The organism is Rhizobium sp. CB3171 (genome assembly GCF_029714265.1).
Classification (GTDB): domain Bacteria; phylum Pseudomonadota; class Alphaproteobacteria; order Rhizobiales; family Rhizobiaceae; genus Rhizobium.
Genome location: NZ_CP121653.1, coordinates 930,365 through 954,874, shown reverse-complemented (window position 1 = coordinate 954,874; position 24,510 = coordinate 930,365). Strand labels below are relative to the sequence as shown.

Genomic DNA, 24,510 nt, shown 5'->3' with positions numbered 1-24,510 from the left:
CGCAATGCCAGAGCGGCAGCAATGGAGCATTTCTGGCATGGTTTCGAACGACGAAGGTGCGCGAAAGACCCGGGAGGCCCACGGACCTCGTGAGCGCGGTATCGATAGAGTCTTGAAATTGCTCGCTTATCTGAACAAGGCCGGGCAACCGGTGCGGCTCGCCGATCTGCCGAAAGCAATCGACGCGCCGCGATCGACGATCTACGATCTCGTTGGCATCCTCTCTGATGCGGGTATTCTGGAGACGAACGGCAGCGACAATAGGGTCTATTTCGGCAAGCTGCTTTATCTCTATGGCACGCGTTACCTGCAGGAAAACGACATCATTATTCGCGGCAGGGAAGCAGTCGAGCGGCTCTCGAAACAGACCGGCGAGACGAGCGAGCTCTGTGTGCGCCACAGGAACAAGCAGGCGATCGTCCATGCCGCCCCAGGTTCGCGCCCGCTCCGCATCAGCTCGGAGATCGGATCGCAGGTACCGATCCCCTGGACGGCATCGGGAAGGCTTTTGCTATCGCATCTGCCGAAAGAAGAAATCGGCAGATTGCTGGAGGAAGGCGACCTGACCCTTCCCGACGGACGCTCGGTCGACCTTGAGGATTTCGCCCGCGAATGCAGCGAGGCCAAGAAAAAGAAGCTGATCGTCACCACGGGCTTGATCAACAGCTTCACCCAATGCATGGCCGCCCCCATCTGGAACTCGAACGGCATCGTCGAAGCGACCATCTGCTTCGTCCTGCCGATCGATGTTTCGGAGGACCACAAAACGGCCCTGGGCGCAGAGCTCGTTCGCACCGCGGAAGGCCTTTCGATCGGCAACAACTATCTGACCGCGGCTCAATAGATCCCAACGGGGCCTATTGTTCCCGCACCAATTTCAGCACGAGCTGCTGCAGATTGCCGCCGTCGCTGAGTTCGGTTTTGTCGAAATCCCGGGCTCGCTGACGCTGTCTGTCGGAAATCTCGGACAGGCGCTTCGTCAGATCACTCCTGATCTTCTGGCACTCAGGATCGTCGGCGGCACTGAGGCCGACGCTCACGGTCTCAATCTCCTTCACCATGTCCTTGATCATCTCGCCATGCACGAGCTCATGTCTGTGCACGCCGGCGATAAACGTCTCCCAGCTTCTCTTGGTCGAGACCGGCAACTGCTCCGCAGGCTTGGGCAACGTGTAGGTGATTGTCAGCTTCGGTTGTGCGGAAACCAGGACGCAGGAATCGCCCTGCGGTTCGTATTTCCTCGTCCAGGTCAGCTTGAAACCCGTGTGTGCGATAGCGCGCGCTCCACCGCCAACCTCAGGCCCTTTCTCGCCGATCGATTCATAAAGATCCGCGCCAGACTTGCCAGCAATGGCATAGGTCTTCACCTTCTCGACGGCCTGCCACTGGGCGTGCGCAACCATCGGCAATGATGCAAAACACACTGTCAGCACACAAAATCGAACGCCTGCCTTCATGCAAATCCCCATGAACAATGCCCAATGCCGGCGAAACTACCGGGTGCAAATGCCGCTTTCAATCGGACGATGAGAATCCGAACAAACTCGTCCCGCTCAGACGACCGGCGATGACTGCAGGAGTTCTTCGGCCTCCTGCCGGCTCATATGGAAAATCGCCTTGCCGATCTCGAAGCCAAATCCGTTGCGGGCGAATGCGGACAGTTCTTTCGCCTTTCGCTTCTCATCGGGCTCATCTCTCCGAAATGGCCCGAAGCCGCGTTTGCGGGCAAAGATGATGGCCGCGAACAAGTCGTTCGTGGCGTCCAACGCCGTCATCACCGTGTTGCTGTCTATGCCTTTCGAAGCGAGCTTGTAGCCAATAGCCTTCCTTGATTTGCCGGAGCGCACCGCGGACCGCGTGCTGATCTCGGCATAGGCGACGTCGTTAAGGGCGTTCTGGTCATAGGCGAACTGGACCGCGAAATCAGCGACGGCCTTGATCTGCGCATCGCTGATGTCTTCGAATTTCTGTTTCGCTTTTCTCGCAATCGCATCGAACAACTGCTTCTCGGTCATCATCTTGCGTTCAAGGCGATAGATCGTCGAATTGCGTGCCCAGGCCAGCATTCGGGGCGTAGGAGTTTGATCCATGGGCAGAGGATGTTCAGAATCAGAAAAACGGAGTTTCGAGGTGAAGGTGTCTACGCCATGCACCCTGTTTTCGCAACGAAATCCCCTTGCGCACCTGAACGCTATTCCGCGAAGAAATCCGCATTTTCCGCGGCGATCCGTTCGATGGCGGCAAAAGCGGTGCGCAAATGGGCTTGCATCACCTTGGTCGCCCCATCCGGATCACCCGTGACGACGCGATGGACCAAATCCTCGTGTTGACGAAAGATCATCTCCAGCCAATCGATCCGCTCGAGCGAGAGATAGCGAAGACGGTCGAGGGACACTTTTGCCGATGCGATCATGCCCCAGACATGGGGATGCCCGGCGATTTCCATCAACGCGCGGTGCATCGCCTCATCAGACAGGAAAAAGCCGATGTGATCGCCCTTGCCAATCAATCGCCGCTGGTCCTCCAGAAACCGGTGCAGCCGCGCTTCCTTGTCCGCCACGGGTGACGTGGCGGCTTCGGCGACGGCGCTGCATTCCAGCATTTCGCGCACGAACTGCGCGTCCCGAACCGCGCTGATTTCGATGGGTGCAACATAGGTGCCGACCTGCGGCACGACGACCAGAAAGCCTGCATCCGCCAGCCTTTGAAACACCTGCCGAACCGGCGTTCGGCTCAAGCCGACCTCGTCGGCGATCCGTGTTTCCGAAATAGCCGCGCCCGGCCGAAGTTCGCCGGTCAGTATCCGCATATAAAGGACGTCATAAAGGTCCTTGATGCTCATCCGTGGGCGGATTGGTGATACGGCCATCGGTTCAATGCGCCTCTGCTGTGATGGTGCTCAGGAAGCGCCGGGCTCGGTCACTGCTCGGATTTGCGATCAGCGCGCGAGGTTCCCGGTCTTCCACGATCTTGCCTTCGTCCATGAAAATCATCCGTGTGCCGACATCGGCGGCGAAACGGATTTCGTGCGTGACGACTAGCATTGTGCGGCCCTCGCGAGCAAGGTCGCGCATGACGCCGAGAACCTCGCCGACGGTTTCCGGGTCGAGCGCCGAGGTCGGCTCGTCGAACAGCAAGATGTGCGGCTCGGCGCAAAGGGCACGGGCGATCGCCACCCGCTGCTGCTCGCCTCCCGACATCTGTGCCGGATAGGCATTCATCCGGTGGGACAGGCGCACCCGTTCGAACAGAGCTTTTGCACGCGCTTCGACCGTCTTCCGATCCTGTTTATGCACGACCACTGAGGCGAGCACGACATTTTGCAGAGCGGTCAGATGCGGATAAAGGTTGAAGTGCTGAAAAATCATGCCGATCCGGCGGCGGACGCTGGTGATCGCGCCGCGTTCATGCGCAAGCACCGGCCGGCCCTCGAAGCGGATCTCGCCGCCCTGGATGTCTTCCAATCCATTAACACAACGCAGCAGCGTCGATTTGCCCGTGCCGGAAGGACCGATGAAGCAGACGATCTCACCCGGCTGTACCTGCATGGAAATACCATCGAGAATGGTGCGCTTGCCAAAGCGCTTCACCACATTGTCGAATTCGAGGACTGCCTGCGTCATTGTCCGCCTCCCGCGAGCATGAGCTTCGTTCCGACGTTGTAGCGCCGCTCAAGCGCGCCTCCCGCCAGCGAGATTCCATAGTTGATGAGGAAATAAAGGACGCCGAGCATCAGCAGCGGAGCGAAACTGCCGCCCGTGCTTTCGCGGACCAGAAGACCGGTCTTGGTCAATTCGACATAGCCGATGATCGAGGCGAGCGAGGACTCCTTCAGCGTCGTCACATAGACACCGACCGAAGGCGGCAGGACGACCCTCAATGCCTGCGGGCCGACCACATGCCGCATGGTCTGAGCAAAGGTCATTCCCGAGGATTGCGCGGCTTCCCATTGGCCGCGTCCCACGCTCTCGATGCCAGCGCGCATGACCTCGGACATCGTGGCCGTGGCGTGCAGCGCCAGCGCAAGGGTCGCCGCCATAAAGGTCGAAATATCAACCCCAAACATAACCGGCAGGCCGAAATAGGCAAAGAACAGCACAATCAGGATCGGAATGGACCGAAAGAATTCGACAAAAAGCAGAGCCACCACTCTTAGCGGCCACCAGCGGGACGTCCGCGCCAGCGCCACGAAGCCACCCGCGACGGCACCGATCATCAGAGCCAGCCATGACAACCAGATCGTGAGTGCGGCCGCCTTCAGAAAAAGCGGCAGAAAGGAAAACAGGTCGTGATTCATCGGCGCGCACCATTATCCCTGAAAAGCATGCGGCCGATCGCAAGGCGCATGAGGTTCACCGCCTGGCAAAGAACCAGATAGACGCCCGCCGCCACCAAGAAGGTTTCAAAGAACCGGAAGGAGGTGGAGCCGACCGTCTGCATCCACGAGGCCACATCCTCCACGGCGACCGCGGAAGCGAGTGAGGAGGCAAGGATGACTGCGATCACCTGATTGCCGAGCGGGGCGTAGATGACCCGAAAGACCTGCGGCAGAATGATATGGCGATAGGTCTGGACGGGGTTGAAACCCTGCGCCCGCGCCGCTTCGAATTGGCCATGCGCGATGGCGACAAGCCCCGCGCGGATGATTTCTGCCATGTAGCCGGCGCTGTTGAGCGTCAATCCGATCAAGGCGGCGGTGAAGGAAGAGAACCGCAATCCCATGGCGGGAAGCGCGAAATAGACGATATAGAGAATGACCAGAAGCGGCGTGTTCCGCATGATCTCGATATAGGTGATCGCCAAGACGCGCGAGAGGCGGCTCTGGCTGCGCCGCATGATTGCCAATCCGCAGCCGATGATCACGCTGAGGACGATCGCGAGGATCGAAAGGTTCAGCGTAGTCTGCGCGGCATCCCAGAGAAGTGGCAGATATTCGCGAATGCTGCGAAACTGGAGCGTGTAGTGCATGGTCCCCTCCGCCAAGTCCTCTCCGCGGGATGGTGGAGCGGCTCAAACGCCGCTCCCTTTGGATCAATATTGTGCCTGCAGCGCCGGCTGGTCGAAGCCGAACCACGTCTTGAAAAGTGCCTTGTTGTCGCCGGACGCGTTGAACTGGTCGACGAACAGGTTGACGACCCGCAGCCAATCGGCATCGCCCGCCGGTACACCGATGGCAATTTCGGCGCGTGCGAGCGAACCGTCGACCTGGCGAAGCTTGCCCGCATTGTCGCTGATGGCCTTGCGGTTGTAGAAATCGTCTTCCGCCATTGCGTCGACCTGTCCGGACAGCAGAGCGCTGAGTTCGTCGGCTTGGGTGTTGAAACGGACGAGCTGGGCGTTGGGCATATGGGCCGGCACGGCGCGCTCCGCCGTACCGCCGCGGGAAATAGCAACGCGAATCTTGGCGGCATTGGCCTCATCGATCGTCTTATAGGGCGCGCTTGCCGGCACAAGCAGCCGCATATTCGTCACCACATAGGGGTTCGAAAAAGCAACCGACGTCGAGCGCTCGACATTGCGGGTGAAGTCGGCGATCGTCACGTCGACCTTGCCGGTCTGCAGCGACGTTACGCGGCTTGGAATATCGGTAACGACGAATTCCGGATCGACCTTCAATGCCGCCGCCAGCTTTTTCGCGATTTCGATGTCGTAGCCGACAGGCACGCCGTCAGCGCCGACGGTTGCATAAGGCGGCAGGCTGCCGAGCACGGCGACGCGAAGCTTGCCGTTGGAAAGAATCGACTGAAGAACACTGCCGGATTCCGCGAAGGCCGGAACCGAAACGGTTGCGGCGATCGCCAGACCACTAAGAAGACCCAAAAATGCGCGTCTCAAGAACATGGATATACCCTCCCAGGTCATTAGGTTGAATGCTTCCGCTAAGCGGCGGTGATTAGGCATCGAAGGCGAGCTGCACTTTGAGTGTCTGCTCGGGATGCTGTTCGATGAGATCAAAGGCTGCGGCCGCATCGGCAGCGGCAAAGGTCTGCGTGATCATCGCATCCGGCTTGAGCGCGCCGCTTTCCAACCAGCCGACCACCTCCGGAATGAAACGGCGATTGAGACGAGAACCGACGAGGCTCAGTTCCTTGCGGACGATTTCCTGCTGGCTGACATTGCAAGGCGCGGAGGAAAATCCGAGCAATCCGATCCTTCCGGCAGGCGCGGCGACACGGCATGCTTCCTCAAGCAGGTAAGGAATTCCGGCACCATCGATAACGACGGATGGACCGAGCCCGTCCAGCTCGCCGGCAACCATGTCCGGAACGGACTTTTCCAAAGAATTGAACACGAGGTCGGCGCCAAATTCACGAGCACGCTCAAGCCGCCTGTCGTCGATATCGGCAACGATGCAGCGCGCGCCCTTCATTTTGGCGACCTGCAGCACAGTCAGGCCGACCGTGCCAGCGCCATAAATCAACACCGCATCTTCGGGGCCGCAGCCCGTTCTCGCCAGCACATTCGCGGCAACCGCCAGCGGCTCGGCAAGAGCGGCTATGTCGAAACCGAGGGACGATGAAACCTTTACCGCATTGTCTTCCGGTACGACGGCCACCGACCGGAAGCCGCCATCGCGGTGAACGCCGATCACCTGCAGATTGGCGCAGACATTCGATCGGCCGATGCGGCAGGGATGGCACTTTCCGCAGGAAATGACGGGATCGGCGACCACATGATCCCCGACTGTAAGGCGCGAAACGCCGGCACCGATCGCTTCCACCGTGCCGGCAAACTCATGCCCAATGATACGGGGATAGACGACGAACGGGTTCGAGCCGTGCAGGATGTGTATGTCCGAACCGCAGATACCGGCGCGGCTGACCCGGATCGAAACTTCGCCCGGCGCCAATTCTCCGGAAGAATTTTCGTCCTCCAACGCCAGCCGATGAGGCGCGCGTACCGCTATCGCAACCATGTATCCTCCCTGCTCCCACCACGGGCCACGCCTCAGAGAGGCGGCTTATGTGAAGCTTGCATACTTGTATCCAAGAATGCTGGGAGGCGCAAGGCTGTTTTTTAGGCTGTCACCGACAAAGCGCCTCTCGTCTCAAAGAAAGGATTCCAGAAGCGAATTCACCAGGTCACGCCAGGCCCTGTTTGCCTGTAGTTCCCCCGGGAAAAGCCCCGGCACAGCAAAGAAGGAGGCTGTTTCGTCGTCCGGATGCCCCGTGTCCGCTGCGGCCTTCAACAGTTCGCTGGCGCGCGGATCGTCCAGAGTATCGGCCCGCTTGAGAAAGGCTATCCAGACAGCCGTAGCAAAGGCGAACTCCGCTCCGTCGCTCCCCGAAGAAAGGGCGTCGACGGCGGGCTGGAAAAGCCGCTGCGGCAGTTTCTGCGAGCCGTCCATGGCGATCTGCAGCGTGCGATGCGCGATGGCCGGGTTGGCGAAACGCTCCACCAACTGATCCATATAGTGGGCAAGATCGATACCGGGCACGGGATCGAGCGTGCGCACCGCCGCCTGCATGTGCCGCCGAACCAGCGCGACATTCTCCGGCACACTCATGACGTCGCGGACGAACTCGAGCTTCTGCAATTGCCCGAGATAGGCGATCAGGGAGTGCGAACCGTTGAGCAGCCGCAGCTTCATTTTCTCGTAGGGCTCGACATCCTTGACAAAGAGCGCGCCGCCCGCCTCCCAGACGGGGCGATCCGAAACGAAATCATCCTCGATCACCCATTGCGAGAAGGTTTCCGCCTCGATCGACAGCATGTCCTCCACTCCCAGGAGACTTTCGGCGCGGGCGCGGGTTTCCGCCGTTGCGGCCGGAACGATGCGATCCACCATGCTGCAAGGAAAGGACACTTTTTCCGTGATCCAGGCAGCAAGGTTGGGATCGCGCATTTGCGCCATCTCAGTCACAAGACGGCGGACGATGCGGCCATTGCTCGGCAGGTTGTCGCAGCAAAGCACGGTGAACGGCGGCAGACCCCTATCCCGCCGCCGGGCAAGTCCTTCGGTCAAGTAACCGATCACGCCCGAAGGGCGGGCCGGCGATTTCAGATCGTTGGCAATTGCGGGATGGGCATGATCAATTCCGCCGCCGACGGGATCGATGCCATAGGCCTTTTCGCTGACGGTCAGTGTGACGACATGGACGGCCGGATCGGCGAGCCTCGCAAGGACAGCCTCTCCATCTTCGCTGGCCGCAAGCGCCTCGACGATCGAGCCGACAACCCGGACGCTATCGCCGGAGCGGTCACGCGCAACAACGCTGTAAAGGCAGTCCTGCGCCTGCATATCATGGGCGATCTCGGTCGACCGCAGGCTGACGCCGACAATACCCCAGTTTCCAAATGCCTGAGCCAGCGCCGCATCCGTGTAAACCGCCTGGTGCGCACGGTGGAAAGCGCCGAGACCGATATGGACGATCCCAGGCTTCAGAACCTGCCGGTCATAAGCGGGAGACTGAATTGAATCATGTGGTTGCGTGCGGGCAGTCAATCGTTCCATCAGCGGGCCAATCCATATTGAGGGTGTGACAAGGCACGCTCGATGCCCCGCAGTTCTGCGAGGCCTTTCAACCGGCCGATGGCAGGATAGCCCGGCTGGGCCCCGCGCGCCAAGTCATCCAGGATTTCCTGGCCGTGATCTGGCCGCATGAAAATCGTATGATCCGCGCGCCCCTCGGCTTTGCGCCGCCGCTCTTCCGATATGGTCGCGGCGATCACCGCGACCATATCGGCATTTCCCTCAAGATGTTCGTCCTCGAAGAAGGAACCCGGCTGCGCCGTCGTTTCGCGGCGGACATTGCGCAGATGAACGAAATGGATGCGCGAGGCCAGCCGCGAGATCATCGCCGGCAGGTCGTTGTCTCCGCGCGCGCCGAGCGAGCCGGTGCAGAAGGTAACGCCGTTGGCCGGGGTGTCCACGGCCTTCAGGATGCGCGCATAGTCCTCTTCGGTCGACAGAATGCGCGGCAGGCCGAGAAGCGGCCATGGCGGGTCGTCTCCATGGGCGCAGAGCCGCATGCCCAATTCCTCGGCGACCGGCACAACCTCGGACAGGAAATCGACCAGATTGCCGCGAAGGCGGTCAGCATCAATGGCGCTGTAGCGCGCGAGTTCGGCACGTAATTCCGACAGAGTATAGGCCTCTGCCTGCCCGGGAAGTCCCGCGCCGACGCTGCGCGAAAGCACCGAGCGCTCTTCTTCCGGCATCTCGGCGAAGCGCCGGGCGGCAGCCTCCACCATTTCCACGGAATAATCGGCCGCCGCATCCGGGCGCTGCAGAATATGCAGATCGAAGGCGATGAAATCGACAAGATCGAAACGCATGGCTTTTGCGCCACTGGGCGTCGTCCAGCGCAGGTCGGTACGGGTCCAGTCGAGAACCGGCATGAAATTGTAGCAGACCGTTGAAATTCCTGCTTCGGCCAGACGTCGGAGAGTCTCCGCCCACGCCTTCACATGGTCTTTCCAATCGCCGGACATGGTCTTGATGCTTTCGGAAACCGGGATGCTCTCGACTAGCTCCCACTCCAATCCGCCCTGCCGGATCTCATCCTGCCGCTTGCGGATTTCCTCCAGCGGCCAGGCGATACCGGTCGGAATATGATGGAGGGAGCTGACGATGCCATCCGCGCCAGCCTGAACGGCATCCCTGACGCTGACCTTGTCGATCGGTCCAAACCATCTCCACGTATGTCTCATCCTGACTTTTCCCTTGAAAACCTACGCCACCAAACCAGGCAACAATCGCTCTCGATTCAAATACACTACCATGGTAACATGTCAATGAAGCTGGTCAGTGCGCGCCGTCACGCCTCTGTGCTAAAAGCGTTCCACCCGTACAGGAGAACATCATTGGCTCTGACCGATAGACAGTCGTCATCCCTGCTTGCAATCGATCCGAAACTGCCGATGGCGCCGCAGATTTATGGCAATATTCGCCAGTCGATCCTCAATCTCCGCCTCGCGCCCAAGCAGGCCTTGAGCGAAAAGGAGCTTGCCCTCATGCTCGGCGTCAGCCGCACGCCCGTTCGTGAAGCGCTGATCAAGCTCGCCGAGGATGGGCTGGTCGATATCTTTCCCCAGCGTGGCACATTCGTTGCGCCGATCCGTGTTTCGGAAGTTCTGGAGGCACAGTTCATTCGCGAGGCGCTTGAGGTAGCCGTTGTCGCGCGCGTGACCGAAATGTCCGATCCCGCCGTCGTCGCTCGCCTGCATGAAAGCCTGGCGCGACAGAAGCGCGCGGTCGACAACAGCGACCTGGATGGATTCTTGGCGGAGGATGAAAATTTCCATTTCATCCTGTCCGTATCCGTCAATCTGACACGGGCCTGGAAGGTCATCCAGAACGTCAAAGGCCAGCTTGACCGCGTTCGTGTCCTAAGCCTGCCCGAGCCGGGGCACCTGGCGGAGCTCTACGAACAGCATCTGGCAATCGTGACCGCGATCGAAGCTGGCAATGCTTCGGCTGCCAAAAAACACATGGCCAAACATCTGCAGCAGGTCTTCCGCACCATCGACTCTCTGTTGGCGCGAAGACCTGAGATTTTTGATTGATCCGTCCTGCCAAGAGCGGTGCGGCTTATTTTGCAGACCCACTTGGTCGCAGCGGTATGATTGGCTATTGTTCCGTGGCGGCCCTTGCGCTGAAGCGCAAAGCGTCGAATGTCATTCGATGGCCGGAGGCCGTCCCAAGCACAACATCGCTATAGATCACGGGGCTCTCGCTCTGCTGGCCGCTTTGCGGATCGGATGCAGGTGCTCCCACCAGAGGAGGCAGGAATGGATTATCGCAAGCTCGGTCCCAGCGGGGCTGTCGTTACTGCATATTGCCTTGGCACCATGACCTTCGGTGCGGAGGCCGACGAAGCGGAATCTCACATATTGCTGGACGATTATTTCGCCTGGGGCGGCAATTTCATCGACACCGCCGATGTCTACAGTGCCGGCAAATCGGAGGAGATCATCGGACGCTGGCTGAAAGCGCGGCCGAGCGAAGCGCGGCAGGCAATCATCGCCACCAAGGGACGCTTTCCGATGGGCAACGGGCCGAACGATATCGGTCTGTCACGCCGGCATCTCAACCAAGCTCTGAATGACTCGCTTCGGCGCCTCGATGTTGAACATATCGATCTCTATCAGATGCATGCCTGGGACGCACTGACGCCGATCGAAGAGACGCTAGGCTTCCTCGATGACGCCGTCTCTGCCGGCAAGATCGGCTATTACGGTTTCTCCAACTATGTCGGTTGGCACATCGCCAAGGCCGTCGAAATTGCCAAGGCGCGCGGCTATACGCGGCCGGTTACGCTTCAGCCGCAATACAACCTGCTTGCTCGCGATATCGAGCTTGAAATCGTCGCGGCCTGCCAGGATGCCGGCATGGGCCTGCTCCCCTGGTCGCCACTCGGCGGCGGCTGGCTGACCGGCAAGTACAAGCGTGACCATATGCCGACCGGCGCAACTCGCCTCGGTGAAAACCCCAACCGCGGCAGCGAATCCTACGCGGCACGTAATGCGCAGGAACGGACCTGGGCGATTATCGCCGCCGTCGAAGAGATCGCCAAGGCACGCGGCGTCAGCATGGCACAGGTAGCGCTCGCCTGGACGGCAGCACGGCCCGCCGTGACCTCCGTCATCCTCGGCGCCCGCACGCCCGCACAGCTTGCCGACAATCTCGGTGCGGCGGAACTGACTCTATCGGAGGCGGAGATGGGCAGGCTCAACGAGGTCAGCGCACCGCAGCCGTCTGACTACCCCTACGGCAAGGGCGGCGCCAATCAGCGTCATCGCAAGATCGAAGGCGGCCGATAATATATGGTGTGACGTCGGAAGAGCATTGCTTCTCCGCCAGCCGTGGCCGAAGTGAAGTGCCTGGGTCATTGCCCAAAAGCGCCCGCCTCCCGGCGAGCGCTCTCTTTTTCTGAGGATCGTTACGCCTTGAAGAAGGCAAGCAGGTCGGCGTTGATGACGTCAGCATGGGTGGTCGCCATGCCGTGCGGAAGGCCCTTGTAGACCTTCAACGTCGCATTCTTGAGCAGCTTGGACGACAGAAGCGCCGAATCCGCGATCGGGACGATCTGGTCGTCGTCGCCGTGCATCACCAGCACCGGCACGTCGATCTTCTTCAGGTCTTCCGTGAAGTCGGTTTCCGAGAAGGCCTTGATGCAATCGTAATGAGCCTTGGCGCCACCCATCATGCCCTGACGCCACCAGTTATCGATGATGCCTTCAGAGACAGTCGCACCCGGACGATTGAAGCCATAGAACGGACCGGCCGGAATATCGTGGAAGAACTGGGCGCGGTTGGCGGCAAGTGCGGCGCGGAAACCGTCGAACACCTCGATCGGCAAACCACCCGGATTTTTCTCGGACTTGACCATGATCGGCGGAACCGCGCCAATCAGCACCGCCTTGGAGACCCGGCCGTTGCCGCCGTGCTGGGCCACATAGCGGGCAACCTCGCCGCCGCCGGTCGAATGACCGACGTGGATGGCGCCCTTCAGGTCGAGGTGAGCTGCGAGCTCTGCGACATCGGCGGCGTAGGTATCCATTTCATTGCCAGTCGCCGTTTGGCTCGAGCGGCCATGACCGCGACGGTCGTGGGCGATGACACGGAAGCCCTGGTGCAGGAAAAACAGCATCTGCGCGTCCCAATCATCGGCGCTCAGCGGCCAGCCATGATGAAAGACGATCGGCTGACCTGTGCCCCAGTCCTTGTAGAAGATCTGCGTTCCATCCTTGGTCGTAATCGTGCTGCTGCTCATGATGTCCTTACCTTTCGAAGATTGTTTTACGGGAGAGGCTTGTGCAGTTTGCGCGAAGGGCATGACAGCCGCTGTAGCGGCCAGGCCAAGACCGGCCGTCATAACGCCTCGGCGGGTAGCTTGATTGATCGACTGGCTCATTTCAATCTCCATTTAATTTATATCGCACTATTTATTATCGCGATATCTATATGCTTAAAGCCATTTCGAATCCTTGTCCATAAAAAATTATCGCGATATCATTTTTCGTGATATAGAAAGGATGAGCGCAATTGGAAGATGTCTATGTCAGAACCCACGCCCGTCCCCTTGGACAATCAGCTTTGCTTTTCGCTGTATTCGGCAAGCATAGCTATCAATCGAACGTACAAGCCGATGCTGGATTCGATGGGCATCACCTATCCGCAATATCTGGTCTTATGCACCTTGGGTGAAAATGATGGGCTGACGGTCGGCGCGATCGCCGACCGTCTCGCACTAGAGTCGAGCACCATCACCCCCCCGGTGCAGCGCCTGGAACAGGCGGGCTTTGTCGAACGCCGACGCAGCAAGATCGACGAACGCCAGGTCCATGTTTGGCTGACGGGAGCCGGCGGCGACCTCTTCGCCCGGAGTCGCTGCCTGGGCGAAACCTTGATGGCGCGCTCGGGCATGACGCCTGAGCAGTTGGACGCATTGAACCAGCAAATCCGGGAACTACAGAAGATGCTCGGCGGAGAGCAATAGCCGGCATCAGAGTACCCAACAACGCTCCATCGAGCCCGACATTCCGGAACATTTGGCCAGCGCCCCAGTTGAATCGCGGAGAACAAGCGGAAGAGTGAGCGGCAGAGCCCAGATGACACGAAGAAAGGTAATTTGCTTCGATGATCAGCGGAGTGCTTCTTGATCTAGTCGGCGTCATTTATGATGGCGAAGACCTCATAACGGGCGCAACATCTGCTGTCGCCCGCCTGCACGAGGCCGGCCTTCCCGTGCGTTTCGTGAGCAACACGACACGCTCAAGCAAGCAGGCCATTCTGGACCGACTTTCCCGGTTCGGACTTTCAATCAAAAGCGACGAGTTGTTCACTCCCGCGCAAGCGGCCCGCGAGTGGCTTGGTCGACATGAGCAATCGCCCCACCTCCTAGTCCATCCCGATCTTGTGCCGGATTTTCATGACCTGACGGGTAGCAAAGGCAAGGCTGTTGTTGTTGGCGATGCAGGCGAGATTTTCGATTACCGGACGCTGAATAAGGCATTTCGAGAATTGATTGAGGGCGCGGACTTCCTGGCGCTCGCACCGAACAGGGCGTTCAAAGATGCGGACGGAAAACTTAGTCTCGATGCGGGCGCGTTTGTGACGGCGCTTGAGTTCGCAAGTCAGAAGCGTGCCGTCATCTTGGGGAAACCCTCACCCGATTTCTTTCTGTCCGCGCTCAACAGCATGCATTGCTCGAAAACGGAAGCGGTGATGGTGGGCGACGATGCGGAAAACGACGTCGCGGGAGCCTTGCAGGCCGGAATCTCCTGCGCGTTGCTGGTCCGTACGGGCAAATACCGTCGTGAGGACGAGAATCGTTTCAAGCCTTCTCCAACCGCAACGGTGGATGATATTTCCGCAGCGGTCGATTGGATCATCGCGAAGCGCGGCATTTGACCGGGGTCATATACGTGCCGTGAACGTGAGCTGCTTCTACATCGCCGGTACAAATTTCCAAAACACGCCCTCAGAGCGTTCTGGATAATATTTGAATTCGCATTCGAAGCGCCGGCCATAGGCTTCGGCATTGTCGAGGGCCGCCTTGCTCACCGGGTTCATGCCGGTCCCCGGGGCAAACCAATCTTCAAGCAAGTCTTCGGGCACATAGGCACCGATCCGGAGCGGCAGCTTCGTCAGCACGTCGTTCATCTCTTCGGGAGGCATTGTCTTCTCCAACCTGTAACGTTGATGATATCGGACATCGCCAACCGGAGAGATTTTGCTCCGTTCGTTGGGCGTTTAACGGTGATACCTGTACCCGCTGCTCAGAACTCCGCCCTCAGGCGGAGCCATCTGCCTCAAATCCTGGTGGAGCGCATTGGCCGCGAAGGTCCGGAAGCCAGTTGCGGCATCGCCTTGCGAGGCGAAATGACCGCCGGCATATCTGCCTCCAGGCACGCTGCGAGAAACGCCTCACGTGCGACGATCGAGGGGATCACGCCATTCAACGCTCCGTGGCATGACTTGATTGCGCGATCATACCGCTTTCCGTGTCGGAGTGGCCATTCATTTTCGAGGAAATCCAAAGCATCGTATGCGCCGGAGAAACTCCGCTCCAAACCGCATTGCAACCGGATGCTGACGGACCGTATCCAGGGAACGTTGTTGTTCAACATTTTCTTCCTCCAGTCGAATGCCGTCCCAATCGCTCTGAGCTATGAATATTGCCCAGTCCCCTTCATCTTCAAGGGAGCGCCGACGGCATTTGGAGATGCGGCGGCCCTAACCCAAGCGCGCCCGGCAGAGTCCAGCACGATCGAAACCGCCGCTTGTAAAGACTCGGCGCCTGTGGGTAAGCTGAGAGCGTTCACACATGCCGTCACGCCAATAGCTCTCAACATATGCTCGTAAGACAGGGTTCTCATCGTAACGAAAAGATCGATCGCGGCCTTGCGGCTTCGCTTGCCGCCATCGCCGGCGCCTTGAACGCATCGGCTTTCTATGCCGTGGGCTTCTTCTCCGCCAATATGACGGGCAACGTCTCCACGCTTTCCGACGATCTGGCGATTGGCCAGTGGCTCTCCGCCCTGTTCTATGGCGGGATCGTGGTGGCGTTCATACTTGGCGCGGCAGTCTCGACGCTGATCATCAACGAAGGCCGCCGTCGTAACGTCTATGCCATTTACGCCTATAGCATCCTGACCGAAGCGGGACTGCTTGCCCTCCTCGGCTGCGCGGATCTCTGGCTGCTGGCCATCTGGCGTGTGCCGGTTCTCGTTCTCGGCCTTGCGTTCCTGATGGGCGTGCAAAATGCCGTCGTCACCCGCATCTCCGATGCCCGCGTGCGCACCACACATGTCTCAGGCATGGCCACCGATCTCGGAATCGAGCTCGGGATTGCCTTCGACATTCTATGCGGGCGCGAGCCCAAGACCGAGGCGCGGCACAATCTGACCAAGCTCCGGCTGCATCTCTACACCATTGCCGCCTTCCTGATCGGCGGCATTCTGGGCGTCGTCATCTATCGCGCCGTCGGCGGCTACCTTCTCATTCTGGCCGCAGCGTTGTTGACGATGATTGCGCTGGATGCAATTCGGCGGGCGAAATCGACCCTCTCCGCTCCGGGCACCTTTCCATCTGACATAAATCGGTGAGCCCGCGAGGCACCCGGAAAGCTAAATTCGGCTTTCCGCATACTCCGCCATCATGAAAATCCTTCAAGAACAGCGCAATACAAGAATTTTCTGTTGTTAAACAAGAACATTAAATAGAGAGCGAATTGGCAATCCCTCGACGGAATGGGAACGCGGCTCAGATCGAGCCGACGTTCCCGGATGCGGGCCGCTTAGGCCGAGGGCTGCTTCGTCTTGCGAAGATAGGGCAGAACCGTATCGAACGAGCCAAAGCGTGTGATAGCGTCCTCGTTGGAAACGGCGGCCGTGATGATGACATCTTCGCCCTGCTGCCAGTTCGCCGGCGTGGCGACCTGATGCTTCGCCGTCAATTGAATGGAATCGATAGCACGCAGGATTTCGTTGAAGTTGCGGCCGGTCGTCATCGGATAGGTGAGGATCAGCTTGATCTTCTTGTCGGGGCCGATGACGAAGACTGAGCGCACGGTGGCGTTGTCGGCGGGCGTGCGGCCCTCCGAGCTTTCACCCGCGCCGGCAGGCAGCATGTCATAGAGCTTGGCGACGTTGAGGTCCTTATCGCCGATCAGCGGATAGTCGACATCGAAGCCGGTCGCCGTCTTGATGTCGCCCTTCCACTTGCTGTGGCTCTCGACCGGATCGACGGAAATGCCGATGATCTTGACGCCGCGCTTGGCAAAATCCTGCTCAAGGCCCGCCATTGCCCCGAGCTCGGTCGTGCAGACCGGCGTGAAGTTCTTGGGATGCGAGAACAGCACTGCCCAGCCATTGCCAATCCAGTCGTGGAATTGGATCGGCCCGCGGGTGGTCTCGGCGGTAAAGTCGGGTGCGATATCATTGATACGCAGGCTCATGGTGGATCCTCCAAATAGGGGCTCGTCGTCTCTTGCAAATTTTTGGCGGCGAACGTTGGGTTAAAATCTAATCGCAGGATGCCGCCTAATGCATCCGAAGAAAAGTCCTCCTTTTAGGCGGTCGCGGCAGTCACGGACATAGACCTTCGGGGTCTCCAGTGTTTAGCCCGCGCCTTCAGCATCTCCAACAAGCCGTATCCGCTCGGCCAGCGCCCGAAGCCGCTCGCGACATTGATATGGCCCGCAAGGCCGATATTCCGGATATCGGAATTCCAGAGGTGCCCGAACATCGTAAGGCGGTCAAGCGTCATGTATATGTCGTTCAGACTGCCGATCGTCATGCTGGGAAAAGGCAAGGCCTCGGTGGGCATGGCTCCGAAAGAAATATGTCCCGCATGCAGCGCCTCGGTTGCCGGAAGATCGCAAGGCGCAACGAGCAGCGCGCCTTTGACGTGTCGCGCCGCCGTCCGGCCCGCCAGCCGCGCTGCCAGGAGGCAGCCGAGGCTGTGGGCAACGATGTAGGCTTCTCCTGCCTCTTCAAGCGCTGCCTCAAGCCTCGCCATCCAATCGCAAAAGTTCGGGTGATCCCAATCGTCCTGATCCACCAGGCGCCCGTCCGGCTGATCCTGCAGCCAGTAACGCTGCCAATGCCCTTCCCCCGATCCGAACAGACCCGGCAAGATCAGCACTCTGCTCATCGCATGTCCATGATTATGCTTTGAGGCATCAGAATACGCCCGCCACAAACGCGAACAGAAACAGGAAGGACGAAATAACGGAGAAAACTTCGATACCATGAACAAGATGGGATCGAATGTCGCTCGGAAACCGGTTCGCAACCGGTCGTCGCAGATCGAAGGCTAATGCCATAGCGGGTTTCCTCTCAATACCAGGGCGCCGGCGTGGAGCACCAATAATAGAGCTCGTAATCGCGCGCCGATGGATCGTGGCTTTCACCCGACGTGATCGTTCTTTCGACAGATGTCCTCAGAGCGCCAGGCTTGCCCGACTGGTGAGGTGCAAGACGGCGGAAAACTATCTTCAAGCGGCTGATGAAATCGAATTTCATGCGATCCTCCATCTCGTTGATCTCGTCACGCAGAACCAAGCCGTCTGCCCTATCGGTCATCCAAGACCGCTTACCAATATTCTCTATAAGAATAGTAGATAAAAGGAACGAGCATCTTTGCTTGCTACGAAAGGAGGAAATCTGTTCTCGAATTGCGCCACCTCGAGTAGCCGTCCGATGCAGGGCTTCGACGTCCCACCGCGCGGTTGATTGGACCAACCATCGGTACCCCGATTGAACCGAACGCGCTAATACCTATTAGCGACTATTTGGATGCTCCGGCATGTGGCAAGTATTCTGCGGAATTCGGGGCGGTGCTGAGTCGAAGAATTTCGTGCAGCCACAAAGCGGAAAGATGACTGCTTTGCGGCGGACTGAATGAAGAGAACTCGCCGCTATCCGCCAGAGGGCAGCGAGTTCTTTTCATGTTCCATGCCCCTCATGTCATACACCGAGCGACAGCCGGAAGACCTTGATCCTCCAAGTAGAAATAAGCTTGCTAGCGCGCCCATGAAGGAGCGGCGTTTCGTGCATCGCCGTCCTCGATATTGCTCAGGGCTAAGCTTCGCCTCGACAGAAACCGCAACATCTCGGTTGAAAACAGGGGCAACGAACTATTTCAGACCCAATCAAAGTCGACACTATCTTGGAAGGATGCTTTTCCGATGGAAAATCAGCCGGTCAATCTCATTCTCGCCGCCCGCGCCGCCTTCAGCCAAGCAGCGGCACTGATTGTACAATATAGCTTCTCCATCCTCGGCGCAGTCATTCTTCTCGTCGCCGGCTGGATTCTGTCCGGCGTTTTAAGCCGGTGGGCCTATGAAGGTCTGTCGAGAATACATGGGATCGATGAGACACTTGCGCGCTTTTTCGAAAACCTGCTGCACTACAGCATTCTCATTTTTGTCTTTGTCGCAGTACTGGCGCAATTCGGCATCCAGACCGCATCGATCGTTGCTGCTCTGGGCGCTGCAGGCTTGGCGATCGGCTTGGCGTTGCAAGGCACGCTTCAAAACATTGCAGCCGGCATCATGCTTCTGGTGCTGAGGCCGCTGCGCGTCGGTGAGTATATCGAGACTGCCAACGTCGAAGGACGCATTCTCGAAATAGGCTTGTTCGCCACCGAGATGAAGACAGCCGACGGCCTCTACCTGATGGCTCCAAATTCCACGCTCTGGAATACCCCGATCAAAAATCACAGCCGCGAAATCAACCGGCGCCAGCAACTATCGGTGGCTGTCGGCAACGATGTCGATATCGACATCGTGACGCAGGCGATCCTCGAACTCGTCAGATCGGACGAACGAGTGCAAAAGAATCCGCCGTCCCGTGTTTATTCGGACGATCTTACCGCCGATAAGACGGTCCTGATGATCGAATACTGGGCGAAAACGAGGGAATGGTCGGAGACGCGCCACGCCATGATCGAGCGGCTGAGACGAGGCCTTGCTGCTAAAGGCATCATGCTCAAGTAGATCGCGGAGCGCGTTTGCCGCCAGTCGACGACCTGCCGTCGCAGAAATTTGCGGTGAACGAGCAAAAGGCAAGCGTGGGCACGGAACATACTCTCCTTACGTCGATTTGATAGGCAAAAGGAGATGACCGATGGTAGACAACGCACCCATCAATTCACCAGCAGCCGATCAATCAAAAGCGGCGGAACCGGCAACAAGAGACCTTGAAAAGGAAATCAGAGAGCGGGCTTACGCCATCTGGGAGAACGAAGGCAGACCGGAAGGTCGAGCCGTCGAGCACTGGGAACGTGCAGAAAGACAGATCAGCGGCGAGTTCCATCTCGATAAGATCGAGATGGAGGGCGACGACGTGCCGAAACTTGATGCATTACGGGAAGCCGCCCGCAAACATACCGACGCATTTCTGGTAAAAAGCGATCTGGAAGATGCGGACGAACGGACGGCCGCGCCGGGAACGAGAGAGCAGCCGTAGGGCGACGGTACCGGAGCATTCACTTCCAGCTCGACCGCAGCTTCATGATTGTCGGATGGAGTTTTACATCGACGCGCGGCCTCGTGCGAACGTCCCGTTTGCGGCAAACAGGAATGGTATAATCTGCCGCAAACTCTTTCGGCCCGGCGGCTGCAGCTCTCGGGTTCTCCTCAGGCATGTCTCGGACATCAGGCATTCTTCAGGATGATTTGCCGACTGCCTCTGCATATTCGGCAAATGTCCTGGATCTTCCCAAATCAGAGTCCTCGTTGGCAAGCAGCAGAAGGCGAATGGGAAAGAGCATGGCCTTTCGATTGGCTTCAGAAAGGCCGCGGGCTTCGCCGTTGACGCCGTTCTGTGCTCGTTCCAACGCCTGCTGCATCTCGCTGCGAGAAACGATGCCGCTGTCGACGAGAAGGGCATTGATTGAAGCGACTGCGGTGAGGAGACCTTCGAGTTGGAGGTTGGCAGTGTTCACAGTTTGACTCCTTCGCCGATGAATTCCACTGGAGCGGTCGCCCCATTGAACGCGATAGCTATGTCGGTGAATTGCATGATGTCCTCCGATGAGAGATGGCTATAAACGGCAGACTGTTCATCAAGTTCCGGCCGTCAGCGGTGCCTTCGGTGACAGCCATTTATTGCTTATCACTAATCTTGCCACGATGATGACGGAATTGCGTGGTGTTCCCTTCTCCTCCGGCAAATGGGACGACTTACGCAATGGAATGGATCAATCGTTACATCGATCAGCCACTGCTCGATGGCGCAGCCAACTGGCTTCGAGCCTGGCATATTTATTCCGGTCAACCTCCAGAGCGGCTCGAGCCGACTTGGCACCTTGCCGTACTCCTGTTTCTTTTCATTGCCGCTGAACACTTTCTACACGGCTCGGGATTCCTCGTCAGCGCTGCAGCGCTCATCATGCTGGCACTTCCTTCCGTTTGGAAGCTCTATTTGTCGATGAGAAAAGCCGACACATATGGCCGGCGGGAATATGCGCGCCTTAGGACACATGCCTTCGCAAGACGGGAAACAGAATGGTCAGTGAGAATGACTGTGTTGTTCATGTCCGCCAGCCTTCCGTTTTTCGCCGGCTCCGGCGATTCCGTGGGCGCGTATTTTTTGTTCGGCGCAAGTATTTGGTTCGTTCTGACGGCGCCTGTCAAATTCTACCTTCAGGCGGCGGAACCGCCGGAGCCCAATGAGGGCGACAGATCATTCCAGCATGCCGTCGGATTTGGATAGCCAACAAATAGTTGCTCCCGCCCCGGTCGCCGCCGGCGTCCATCTGTGGTTTGAACGATCGATGCGATAGCCATGCTCGAAAGGTTAGATTGGCGCGGGCATGACCTTTCGGAACTAATACCGAAGCGCTCCGTTATCTCCTACATCAATCGAAAGGAGACCACGATGCTTTACTATGCTCTCGTGTTTTTGGTTGTGGCAGTGATTGCCGGTGTTCTCGGATTCGGGGGCATTGCAGGCGCCTCTGCTTCGATCGCACAGTTTCTATTCTTCATCTTCCTGGTTTTGTTTATCGTCTCGCTGGTCATGCGGGTCGTGCGGCGACCATAGAACCAAGAAAGAAGCGGTCAAACAATGGCTCGGCTGGGGAACTACGCCTTTTGTACAACGTCTAGGTCTTTAGCCGGGCTTTCAGAAAATACCCTGGAACTTTCCCAGATTATCGTGGTTTGAACGGGGTGGCAGGGGGGCGCCACTGGGTATCGCATGAACCAAGCGGCGATGCCCTGGCCCGTCGCGTGCTTGCCCAGCTTCGCGGCGGGCCTAAATATCTGCGGGCTTCCGATGATCGTTCTGTACGTCACTTGACCCTACTGGGATGGGGTTGCGGCCCATCCTGGCCGATCTCTCGTAAGTCTATTTAGCCTGTCATTTTCGCTCCTCGTCGCAGGCCTTTTTCCCGAACAAAGACAGCCAAGCAGCGTTATCTCCCCATGAGCAACCGAGATAGCGAGGAGAAAATCATGGACTGGAATAGAGTCGAAGGAAACTGGAAGCAGGTTAAAGGCAAGGTAAAGGAGCAATGGGGTAAGCTCACGGACGACGACCTCGATCAAATCGACGGTCGCCTGGATCAGCTCGAAGGCAAAATCCAGGAACGCTATGGTTTGGAAAGAGATCGCGCGCGGCGCGACATTGATAGCTGGTATAACAGACAGACCTGGCACTAACAGGTCGTATTAGGCAATTGCCCCGCGCCGCGGGGCATTTTTTTGATTCCCGGCACCGAGTCGAATGCCACCCTTCAAAGCCGCAACGACGCTCTGGACAAGATCAGGTCGACGAAGGCGCCGACCCGACCCAATGGAAATCATTGAATGTCCCCGCCCAGGTTTCGTCATTCAAGGATGAGGTAGGACGAGCAGGTTCTCTCTGCCGTTCCTCATCGCGATCCGTGCTTTTTCGCGAACGAGCCCTCCGAGATCGATATCGGGGTCACGTTCCGGGTCCAGACCATCCCAGTCCAATGCCACCTGCAGCAGTGCCATATTCGTCAGGTGGACAAGGTTGCGAAGCTGTAGCGCTTCGGCCGCCTCCTTCGCCGTGGAAATCAGCCTGAACATTCTGACAAATTCACGCACTCTCAGACTATCGTCTTCGGGCATGAGCACCTCCTAATTCGAAACACGAAGGTCACGTTCTTACGCCGCGATCTCCAACAGTCGGGTCGTAACGGATCGTATCGGCTTCGGGCGAACATAAAGGGGAGCCGAGACTTTGAGCATGCGCCGCATGTTTGCGAGCACACGCTGCGAGACCTCGAACGCACCGCAGCAAACAGGATATTTTCCATATCCGTCGCAGCGGCCGAGTTCCTCAACTTCGGCACCTGCCCGCTTGTACACGCGCTTGAGATAGGGTTCATAGTTGGAAATCATAGTGTGGATGCCATGATCGAGCGCGCATTCGCAAAGCGCGAGCAACAACAGGCTGAATGCCCGGCCTGCATCGATGTCGGGAAACTCGCTCGCAATGGCAGCTTCATCGATGCACATGCGCGTTCCTTCCCAAATCCCCGGGGCAACGAGGTCCGTTGCGGCCGGAAACGTGTCTCTGAAGACGTCGTAAAGAAGCGTCGGCCCTGTCGTCGGCATGAGCCGTATCCCGCCGTAGAACCGCATGCGGCGCTCATCGCACCAAACAAGATAGGCGGGGCCGAGCGCATCATAGCTGTCGCGCTCGTAAGGTCCGATGACGTTTACGTCCCAGCCGAGCGTATCTGCGAAGATTGTCTTACGAAGGCGAAACATCTGATCGAGGATGTTCGCATATTTATGATATTCATGAGCCTGAATAACTATGAACATTTTCGCCTCCAACAGTTGCTGTCGTAAGGCGAGAATGGGCCGGAAAACCGCTGTCGGAAATCCCGCAAATGGAGCCCCTCATTTGAGGGGATTGGTCAGGGGCGTGATGATGCGAAGCTGGACGGCTTTGGTGGTGGCAGCCGAGAGGGTGGCGCAGCCGAGCTTGAACCGCGCCGTCTTCAGATAATCGCGTGTCGTATGTTCGGAAATGTCGAGGATCAGCGCGATGTCCTTATAGTCCTTGCCAAGCGCTGTCCAATGCAGGCACTCGATTTCCCTTGGGCTCAAGGATGGCACCGGATCATGTTCGCCATAAAGTTCCAACACGGCTTTGCCGTGGATGAGATGTGCAAGTTCCGTCCATTCCTCTCGGCAACTGACGACCAATTCCTGCCACTTATCGGCCGGCAAGCCTGAATTGATGGAAAGCAGCGACCGGCGTCTGGCCTTGTCGGCAACCGGAATGGAATAACCGTTGCCGCCGAGACCATGTTTCTGCGCGTCGACCAATAGTGCATAGGCCTCCGGTGTCGGCTCCACCTCGCTCCAGTCGAACGGAAGTTGACGGAGAAAGCCTTCCCTAACGACGGGATCGATCTTGACGTAGCCGCTGAGAAGATATCGGGAAACCCAGGCGTCCGGATAGGTGGTACGCACAAATGGCGCGTCGATCGTATCCATGATGGTCTGCGCAAGATGGTAAGTCACGTAGTCGACGTGATATGCCGCCTGCAGAGACCGAATGGCGCTGTCGACATTCGGCGCCGCTTTGATCTCATTGAAGGCGTGCTCGAATCTTGGGCTGTCGGAAGTTCCCCGCATGATGCACCACCTCGCTTCAATACCATCTTACCGCGAGATTGCTTCCACAAACAAGGGGATCCCCACATATGAGGGGAATGACGTTAGGAAAGGCGGTCGTATATCCTCACGTTAGGAGAGCGAGATGGGCCAATCGGACGAAGCCGAGGAGGCGGTGAACCAAGCCGCCACTGGATTAAAAACGAGCTGGCACGATATGGCCGGCTCGGAAGCGTTGATACGGGCGCTGATTGCCGAACGCGGCCAACGAACAAGCGAAGCGTTGTTTTGGATTAGGGTCTATCGTGCTCTATCCCCCGAGACGATCGATCCAATCCCTTCTTTTTTTCGATGAAAATCACGTTCCGGTTAGAATTGCGAACTGAGCGGCACACCTGCCTCTCATGCCATTCACAGGTCCCCGGCCTGCCTGTAACAGCCACCGGATGGC

At 58.2% G+C, this 24,510-nt stretch carries 32 protein-coding genes; 12 read left to right on the top strand and 20 right to left on the bottom strand.

Annotated features, from left to right (window positions below):
- Positions 1 to 37: 37 nt before the first annotated feature.
- Positions 38 to 844: an IclR family transcriptional regulator gene (locus QA648_RS23730; protein WP_283053925.1), complete on the top strand. Its 807-nt coding sequence runs from the start codon at positions 38 to 40 to the stop codon at positions 842 to 844.
- Between the two features lie 13 nt (positions 845 to 857).
- On the opposite strand, the gene QA648_RS23725 is transcribed toward QA648_RS23730, so the two are convergent.
- The 10 genes from QA648_RS23725 to uxuA form a co-directional block, all read right to left on the bottom strand.
- Positions 858 to 1,457, bottom strand: coding sequence for a DUF922 domain-containing protein (locus tag QA648_RS23725; RefSeq protein WP_104826842.1), 600 nt, complete (start codon positions 1,455 to 1,457; stop codon positions 858 to 860).
- Positions 1,458 to 1,553: 96 nt separating this feature from the next.
- On the bottom strand, positions 1,554 to 2,090 hold the full coding sequence (gene recX / locus QA648_RS23720) for a recombination regulator RecX (RefSeq protein ID WP_283053924.1): 537 nt from the start codon (positions 2,088 to 2,090) through the stop codon (positions 1,554 to 1,556).
- A 101-nt stretch (positions 2,091 to 2,191) separates the two neighbouring features.
- Positions 2,192 to 2,869, bottom strand: coding sequence for a GntR family transcriptional regulator (locus QA648_RS23715; protein WP_260305165.1), 678 nt, complete (start codon positions 2,867 to 2,869; stop codon positions 2,192 to 2,194).
- A gap of 4 nt (positions 2,870 to 2,873) precedes the next feature.
- Entirely contained in the window at positions 2,874 to 3,623 is a 750-nt protein-coding gene (locus QA648_RS23710; protein ID WP_104826845.1) for an amino acid ABC transporter ATP-binding protein, read from the bottom strand.
- A complete protein-coding gene (locus tag QA648_RS23705; protein WP_104826846.1) occupies positions 3,620 to 4,297 on the bottom strand; it encodes an amino acid ABC transporter permease in 678 nt (225 codons plus the stop codon). Before QA648_RS23705 ends, QA648_RS23710 begins: the two co-directional genes overlap by 4 nt.
- Positions 4,294 to 4,968, bottom strand: a complete 675-nt coding sequence (locus tag QA648_RS23700) for an amino acid ABC transporter permease (protein ID WP_104826847.1) — start codon at positions 4,966 to 4,968, stop codon at positions 4,294 to 4,296. The genes QA648_RS23705 and QA648_RS23700 overlap by 4 nt, the downstream gene beginning before the upstream one ends.
- A gap of 63 nt (positions 4,969 to 5,031) precedes the next feature.
- Positions 5,032 to 5,841: a transporter substrate-binding domain-containing protein gene (locus QA648_RS23695; protein ID WP_104826848.1), complete on the bottom strand. Its 810-nt coding sequence runs from the start codon at positions 5,839 to 5,841 to the stop codon at positions 5,032 to 5,034.
- A 52-nt stretch (positions 5,842 to 5,893) separates the two neighbouring features.
- The gene (locus QA648_RS23690) at positions 5,894 to 6,916 is read right to left on the bottom strand and encodes a Zn-dependent oxidoreductase (protein WP_283053923.1); all 1,023 of its coding nucleotides are present in this window, start codon (positions 6,914 to 6,916) and stop codon (positions 5,894 to 5,896) included.
- Positions 6,917 to 7,048: 132 nt separating this feature from the next.
- On the bottom strand, positions 7,049 to 8,455 hold the full coding sequence (locus QA648_RS23685; protein ID WP_283053922.1) for a mannitol dehydrogenase family protein: 1,407 nt from the start codon (positions 8,453 to 8,455) through the stop codon (positions 7,049 to 7,051).
- Entirely contained in the window at positions 8,455 to 9,654 is a 1,200-nt protein-coding gene (uxuA, locus tag QA648_RS23680) for a mannonate dehydratase (RefSeq protein ID WP_283053921.1), read from the bottom strand. Before uxuA ends, QA648_RS23685 begins: the two co-directional genes overlap by 1 nt.
- 153 nt (positions 9,655 to 9,807) lie before the next feature.
- Here uxuA and QA648_RS23675 point away from each other — a divergent pair, with 153 nt between their 5' ends.
- Both QA648_RS23675 and QA648_RS23670 read left to right on the top strand, forming a co-directional pair.
- Positions 9,808 to 10,509 carry a GntR family transcriptional regulator gene (locus tag QA648_RS23675; protein ID WP_283053920.1) on the top strand — a complete coding sequence of 234 codons (702 nt, stop codon included), beginning with the start codon at positions 9,808 to 9,810 and terminating at the stop codon, positions 10,507 to 10,509.
- Positions 10,510 to 10,734: 225 nt separating this feature from the next.
- The gene (locus tag QA648_RS23670; protein WP_283053919.1) at positions 10,735 to 11,766 is read left to right on the top strand and encodes an aldo/keto reductase; all 1,032 of its coding nucleotides are present in this window, start codon (positions 10,735 to 10,737) and stop codon (positions 11,764 to 11,766) included.
- 119 nt (positions 11,767 to 11,885) lie between these two features.
- Here the strand turns inward: QA648_RS23670 and QA648_RS23665 are convergent, their stop codons facing one another.
- Positions 11,886 to 12,860, bottom strand: coding sequence for an alpha/beta hydrolase (locus QA648_RS23665; RefSeq protein WP_283053918.1), 975 nt, complete (start codon positions 12,858 to 12,860; stop codon positions 11,886 to 11,888).
- 138 nt (positions 12,861 to 12,998) lie between these two features.
- Here QA648_RS23665 and QA648_RS23660 point away from each other — a divergent pair, with 138 nt between their 5' ends.
- Positions 12,999 to 13,445 (top strand): MarR family transcriptional regulator, encoded by a 447-nt coding sequence (locus QA648_RS23660; protein WP_104826854.1) that lies wholly within the window; start codon positions 12,999 to 13,001, stop codon positions 13,443 to 13,445.
- Positions 13,446 to 13,585: 140 nt separating this feature from the next.
- Positions 13,586 to 14,359, top strand: coding sequence for a TIGR01458 family HAD-type hydrolase (locus QA648_RS23655; RefSeq protein ID WP_283053917.1), 774 nt, complete (start codon positions 13,586 to 13,588; stop codon positions 14,357 to 14,359).
- Positions 14,360 to 14,395: 36 nt separating this feature from the next.
- On the opposite strand, the gene QA648_RS23650 is transcribed toward QA648_RS23655, so the two are convergent.
- Together QA648_RS23650 and QA648_RS23645 are read right to left on the bottom strand one after the other, a co-directional pair.
- Complete coding sequence (locus tag QA648_RS23650) at positions 14,396 to 14,626, bottom strand: hypothetical protein (RefSeq protein ID WP_104826856.1); 231 nt, start codon at positions 14,624 to 14,626, stop codon at positions 14,396 to 14,398.
- Between the two features lie 134 nt (positions 14,627 to 14,760).
- A complete protein-coding gene (locus tag QA648_RS23645) occupies positions 14,761 to 15,078 on the bottom strand; it encodes a DUF982 domain-containing protein (protein ID WP_104826857.1) in 318 nt (105 codons plus the stop codon).
- 225 nt (positions 15,079 to 15,303) lie between these two features.
- Between QA648_RS23645 and QA648_RS23640 the strand changes: the two genes are divergently transcribed.
- Positions 15,304 to 16,056 (top strand): YoaK family protein, encoded by a 753-nt coding sequence (locus QA648_RS23640; protein WP_104826858.1) that lies wholly within the window; start codon positions 15,304 to 15,306, stop codon positions 16,054 to 16,056.
- A gap of 191 nt (positions 16,057 to 16,247) precedes the next feature.
- Here QA648_RS23640 and QA648_RS23635 read toward each other — a convergent pair whose 3' ends face one another.
- The 3 genes from QA648_RS23635 to QA648_RS23625 form a co-directional block, all read right to left on the bottom strand.
- Positions 16,248 to 16,907 carry a peroxiredoxin gene (locus tag QA648_RS23635; protein WP_104826859.1) on the bottom strand — a complete coding sequence of 220 codons (660 nt, stop codon included), beginning with the start codon at positions 16,905 to 16,907 and terminating at the stop codon, positions 16,248 to 16,250.
- A gap of 113 nt (positions 16,908 to 17,020) precedes the next feature.
- Positions 17,021 to 17,605, bottom strand: coding sequence for an alpha/beta fold hydrolase (locus tag QA648_RS23630; RefSeq protein ID WP_260305174.1), 585 nt, complete (start codon positions 17,603 to 17,605; stop codon positions 17,021 to 17,023).
- Positions 17,606 to 17,790: 185 nt separating this feature from the next.
- Positions 17,791 to 18,036 carry a hypothetical protein gene (locus QA648_RS23625; RefSeq protein ID WP_245464188.1) on the bottom strand — a complete coding sequence of 82 codons (246 nt, stop codon included), beginning with the start codon at positions 18,034 to 18,036 and terminating at the stop codon, positions 17,791 to 17,793.
- A 605-nt stretch (positions 18,037 to 18,641) separates the two neighbouring features.
- Between QA648_RS23625 and QA648_RS23620 the strand changes: the two genes are divergently transcribed.
- Both QA648_RS23620 and QA648_RS23615 read left to right on the top strand, forming a co-directional pair.
- A complete protein-coding gene (locus QA648_RS23620) occupies positions 18,642 to 19,451 on the top strand; it encodes a mechanosensitive ion channel domain-containing protein (RefSeq protein WP_283053916.1) in 810 nt (269 codons plus the stop codon).
- Positions 19,452 to 19,581: 130 nt separating this feature from the next.
- Positions 19,582 to 19,923: a DUF2934 domain-containing protein gene (locus tag QA648_RS23615; protein WP_283053915.1), complete on the top strand. Its 342-nt coding sequence runs from the start codon at positions 19,582 to 19,584 to the stop codon at positions 19,921 to 19,923.
- A gap of 199 nt (positions 19,924 to 20,122) precedes the next feature.
- Here the strand turns inward: QA648_RS23615 and QA648_RS23610 are convergent, their stop codons facing one another.
- Positions 20,123 to 20,401: a hypothetical protein gene (locus QA648_RS23610; RefSeq protein WP_283053914.1), complete on the bottom strand. Its 279-nt coding sequence runs from the start codon at positions 20,399 to 20,401 to the stop codon at positions 20,123 to 20,125.
- Between the two features lie 245 nt (positions 20,402 to 20,646).
- Here QA648_RS23610 and QA648_RS23605 point away from each other — a divergent pair, with 245 nt between their 5' ends.
- The 3 genes from QA648_RS23605 to QA648_RS23595 all read left to right on the top strand — a co-directional run bounded on the left by QA648_RS23605 (position 20,647) and on the right by QA648_RS23595 (position 22,121).
- Positions 20,647 to 21,171 (top strand): hypothetical protein, encoded by a 525-nt coding sequence (locus QA648_RS23605; protein ID WP_260305178.1) that lies wholly within the window; start codon positions 20,647 to 20,649, stop codon positions 21,169 to 21,171.
- A gap of 165 nt (positions 21,172 to 21,336) precedes the next feature.
- Positions 21,337 to 21,501, top strand: a complete 165-nt coding sequence (locus QA648_RS23600; protein WP_028750291.1) for a DUF1328 domain-containing protein — start codon at positions 21,337 to 21,339, stop codon at positions 21,499 to 21,501.
- 413 nt (positions 21,502 to 21,914) lie between these two features.
- Complete coding sequence (locus tag QA648_RS23595; RefSeq protein ID WP_104826865.1) at positions 21,915 to 22,121, top strand: CsbD family protein; 207 nt, start codon at positions 21,915 to 21,917, stop codon at positions 22,119 to 22,121.
- A 171-nt stretch (positions 22,122 to 22,292) separates the two neighbouring features.
- On the opposite strand, the gene QA648_RS23590 is transcribed toward QA648_RS23595, so the two are convergent.
- The 3 genes from QA648_RS23590 to QA648_RS23580 all read right to left on the bottom strand — a co-directional run bounded on the left by QA648_RS23590 (position 22,293) and on the right by QA648_RS23580 (position 24,080).
- The gene (locus QA648_RS23590; protein WP_104826866.1) at positions 22,293 to 22,556 is read right to left on the bottom strand and encodes a hypothetical protein; all 264 of its coding nucleotides are present in this window, start codon (positions 22,554 to 22,556) and stop codon (positions 22,293 to 22,295) included.
- 36 nt (positions 22,557 to 22,592) lie between these two features.
- Entirely contained in the window at positions 22,593 to 23,258 is a 666-nt protein-coding gene (locus tag QA648_RS23585) for an acyl-homoserine-lactone synthase (protein WP_104826867.1), read from the bottom strand.
- Between the two features lie 78 nt (positions 23,259 to 23,336).
- On the bottom strand, positions 23,337 to 24,080 hold the full coding sequence (locus tag QA648_RS23580) for a LuxR family transcriptional regulator (RefSeq protein WP_260305179.1): 744 nt from the start codon (positions 24,078 to 24,080) through the stop codon (positions 23,337 to 23,339).
- Between the two features lie 124 nt (positions 24,081 to 24,204).
- Here QA648_RS23580 and QA648_RS23575 point away from each other — a divergent pair, with 124 nt between their 5' ends.
- Positions 24,205 to 24,414 carry a hypothetical protein gene (locus tag QA648_RS23575; protein ID WP_283053912.1) on the top strand — a complete coding sequence of 70 codons (210 nt, stop codon included), beginning with the start codon at positions 24,205 to 24,207 and terminating at the stop codon, positions 24,412 to 24,414.
- The last annotated feature ends 96 nt before the right edge of the window (positions 24,415 to 24,510 follow it).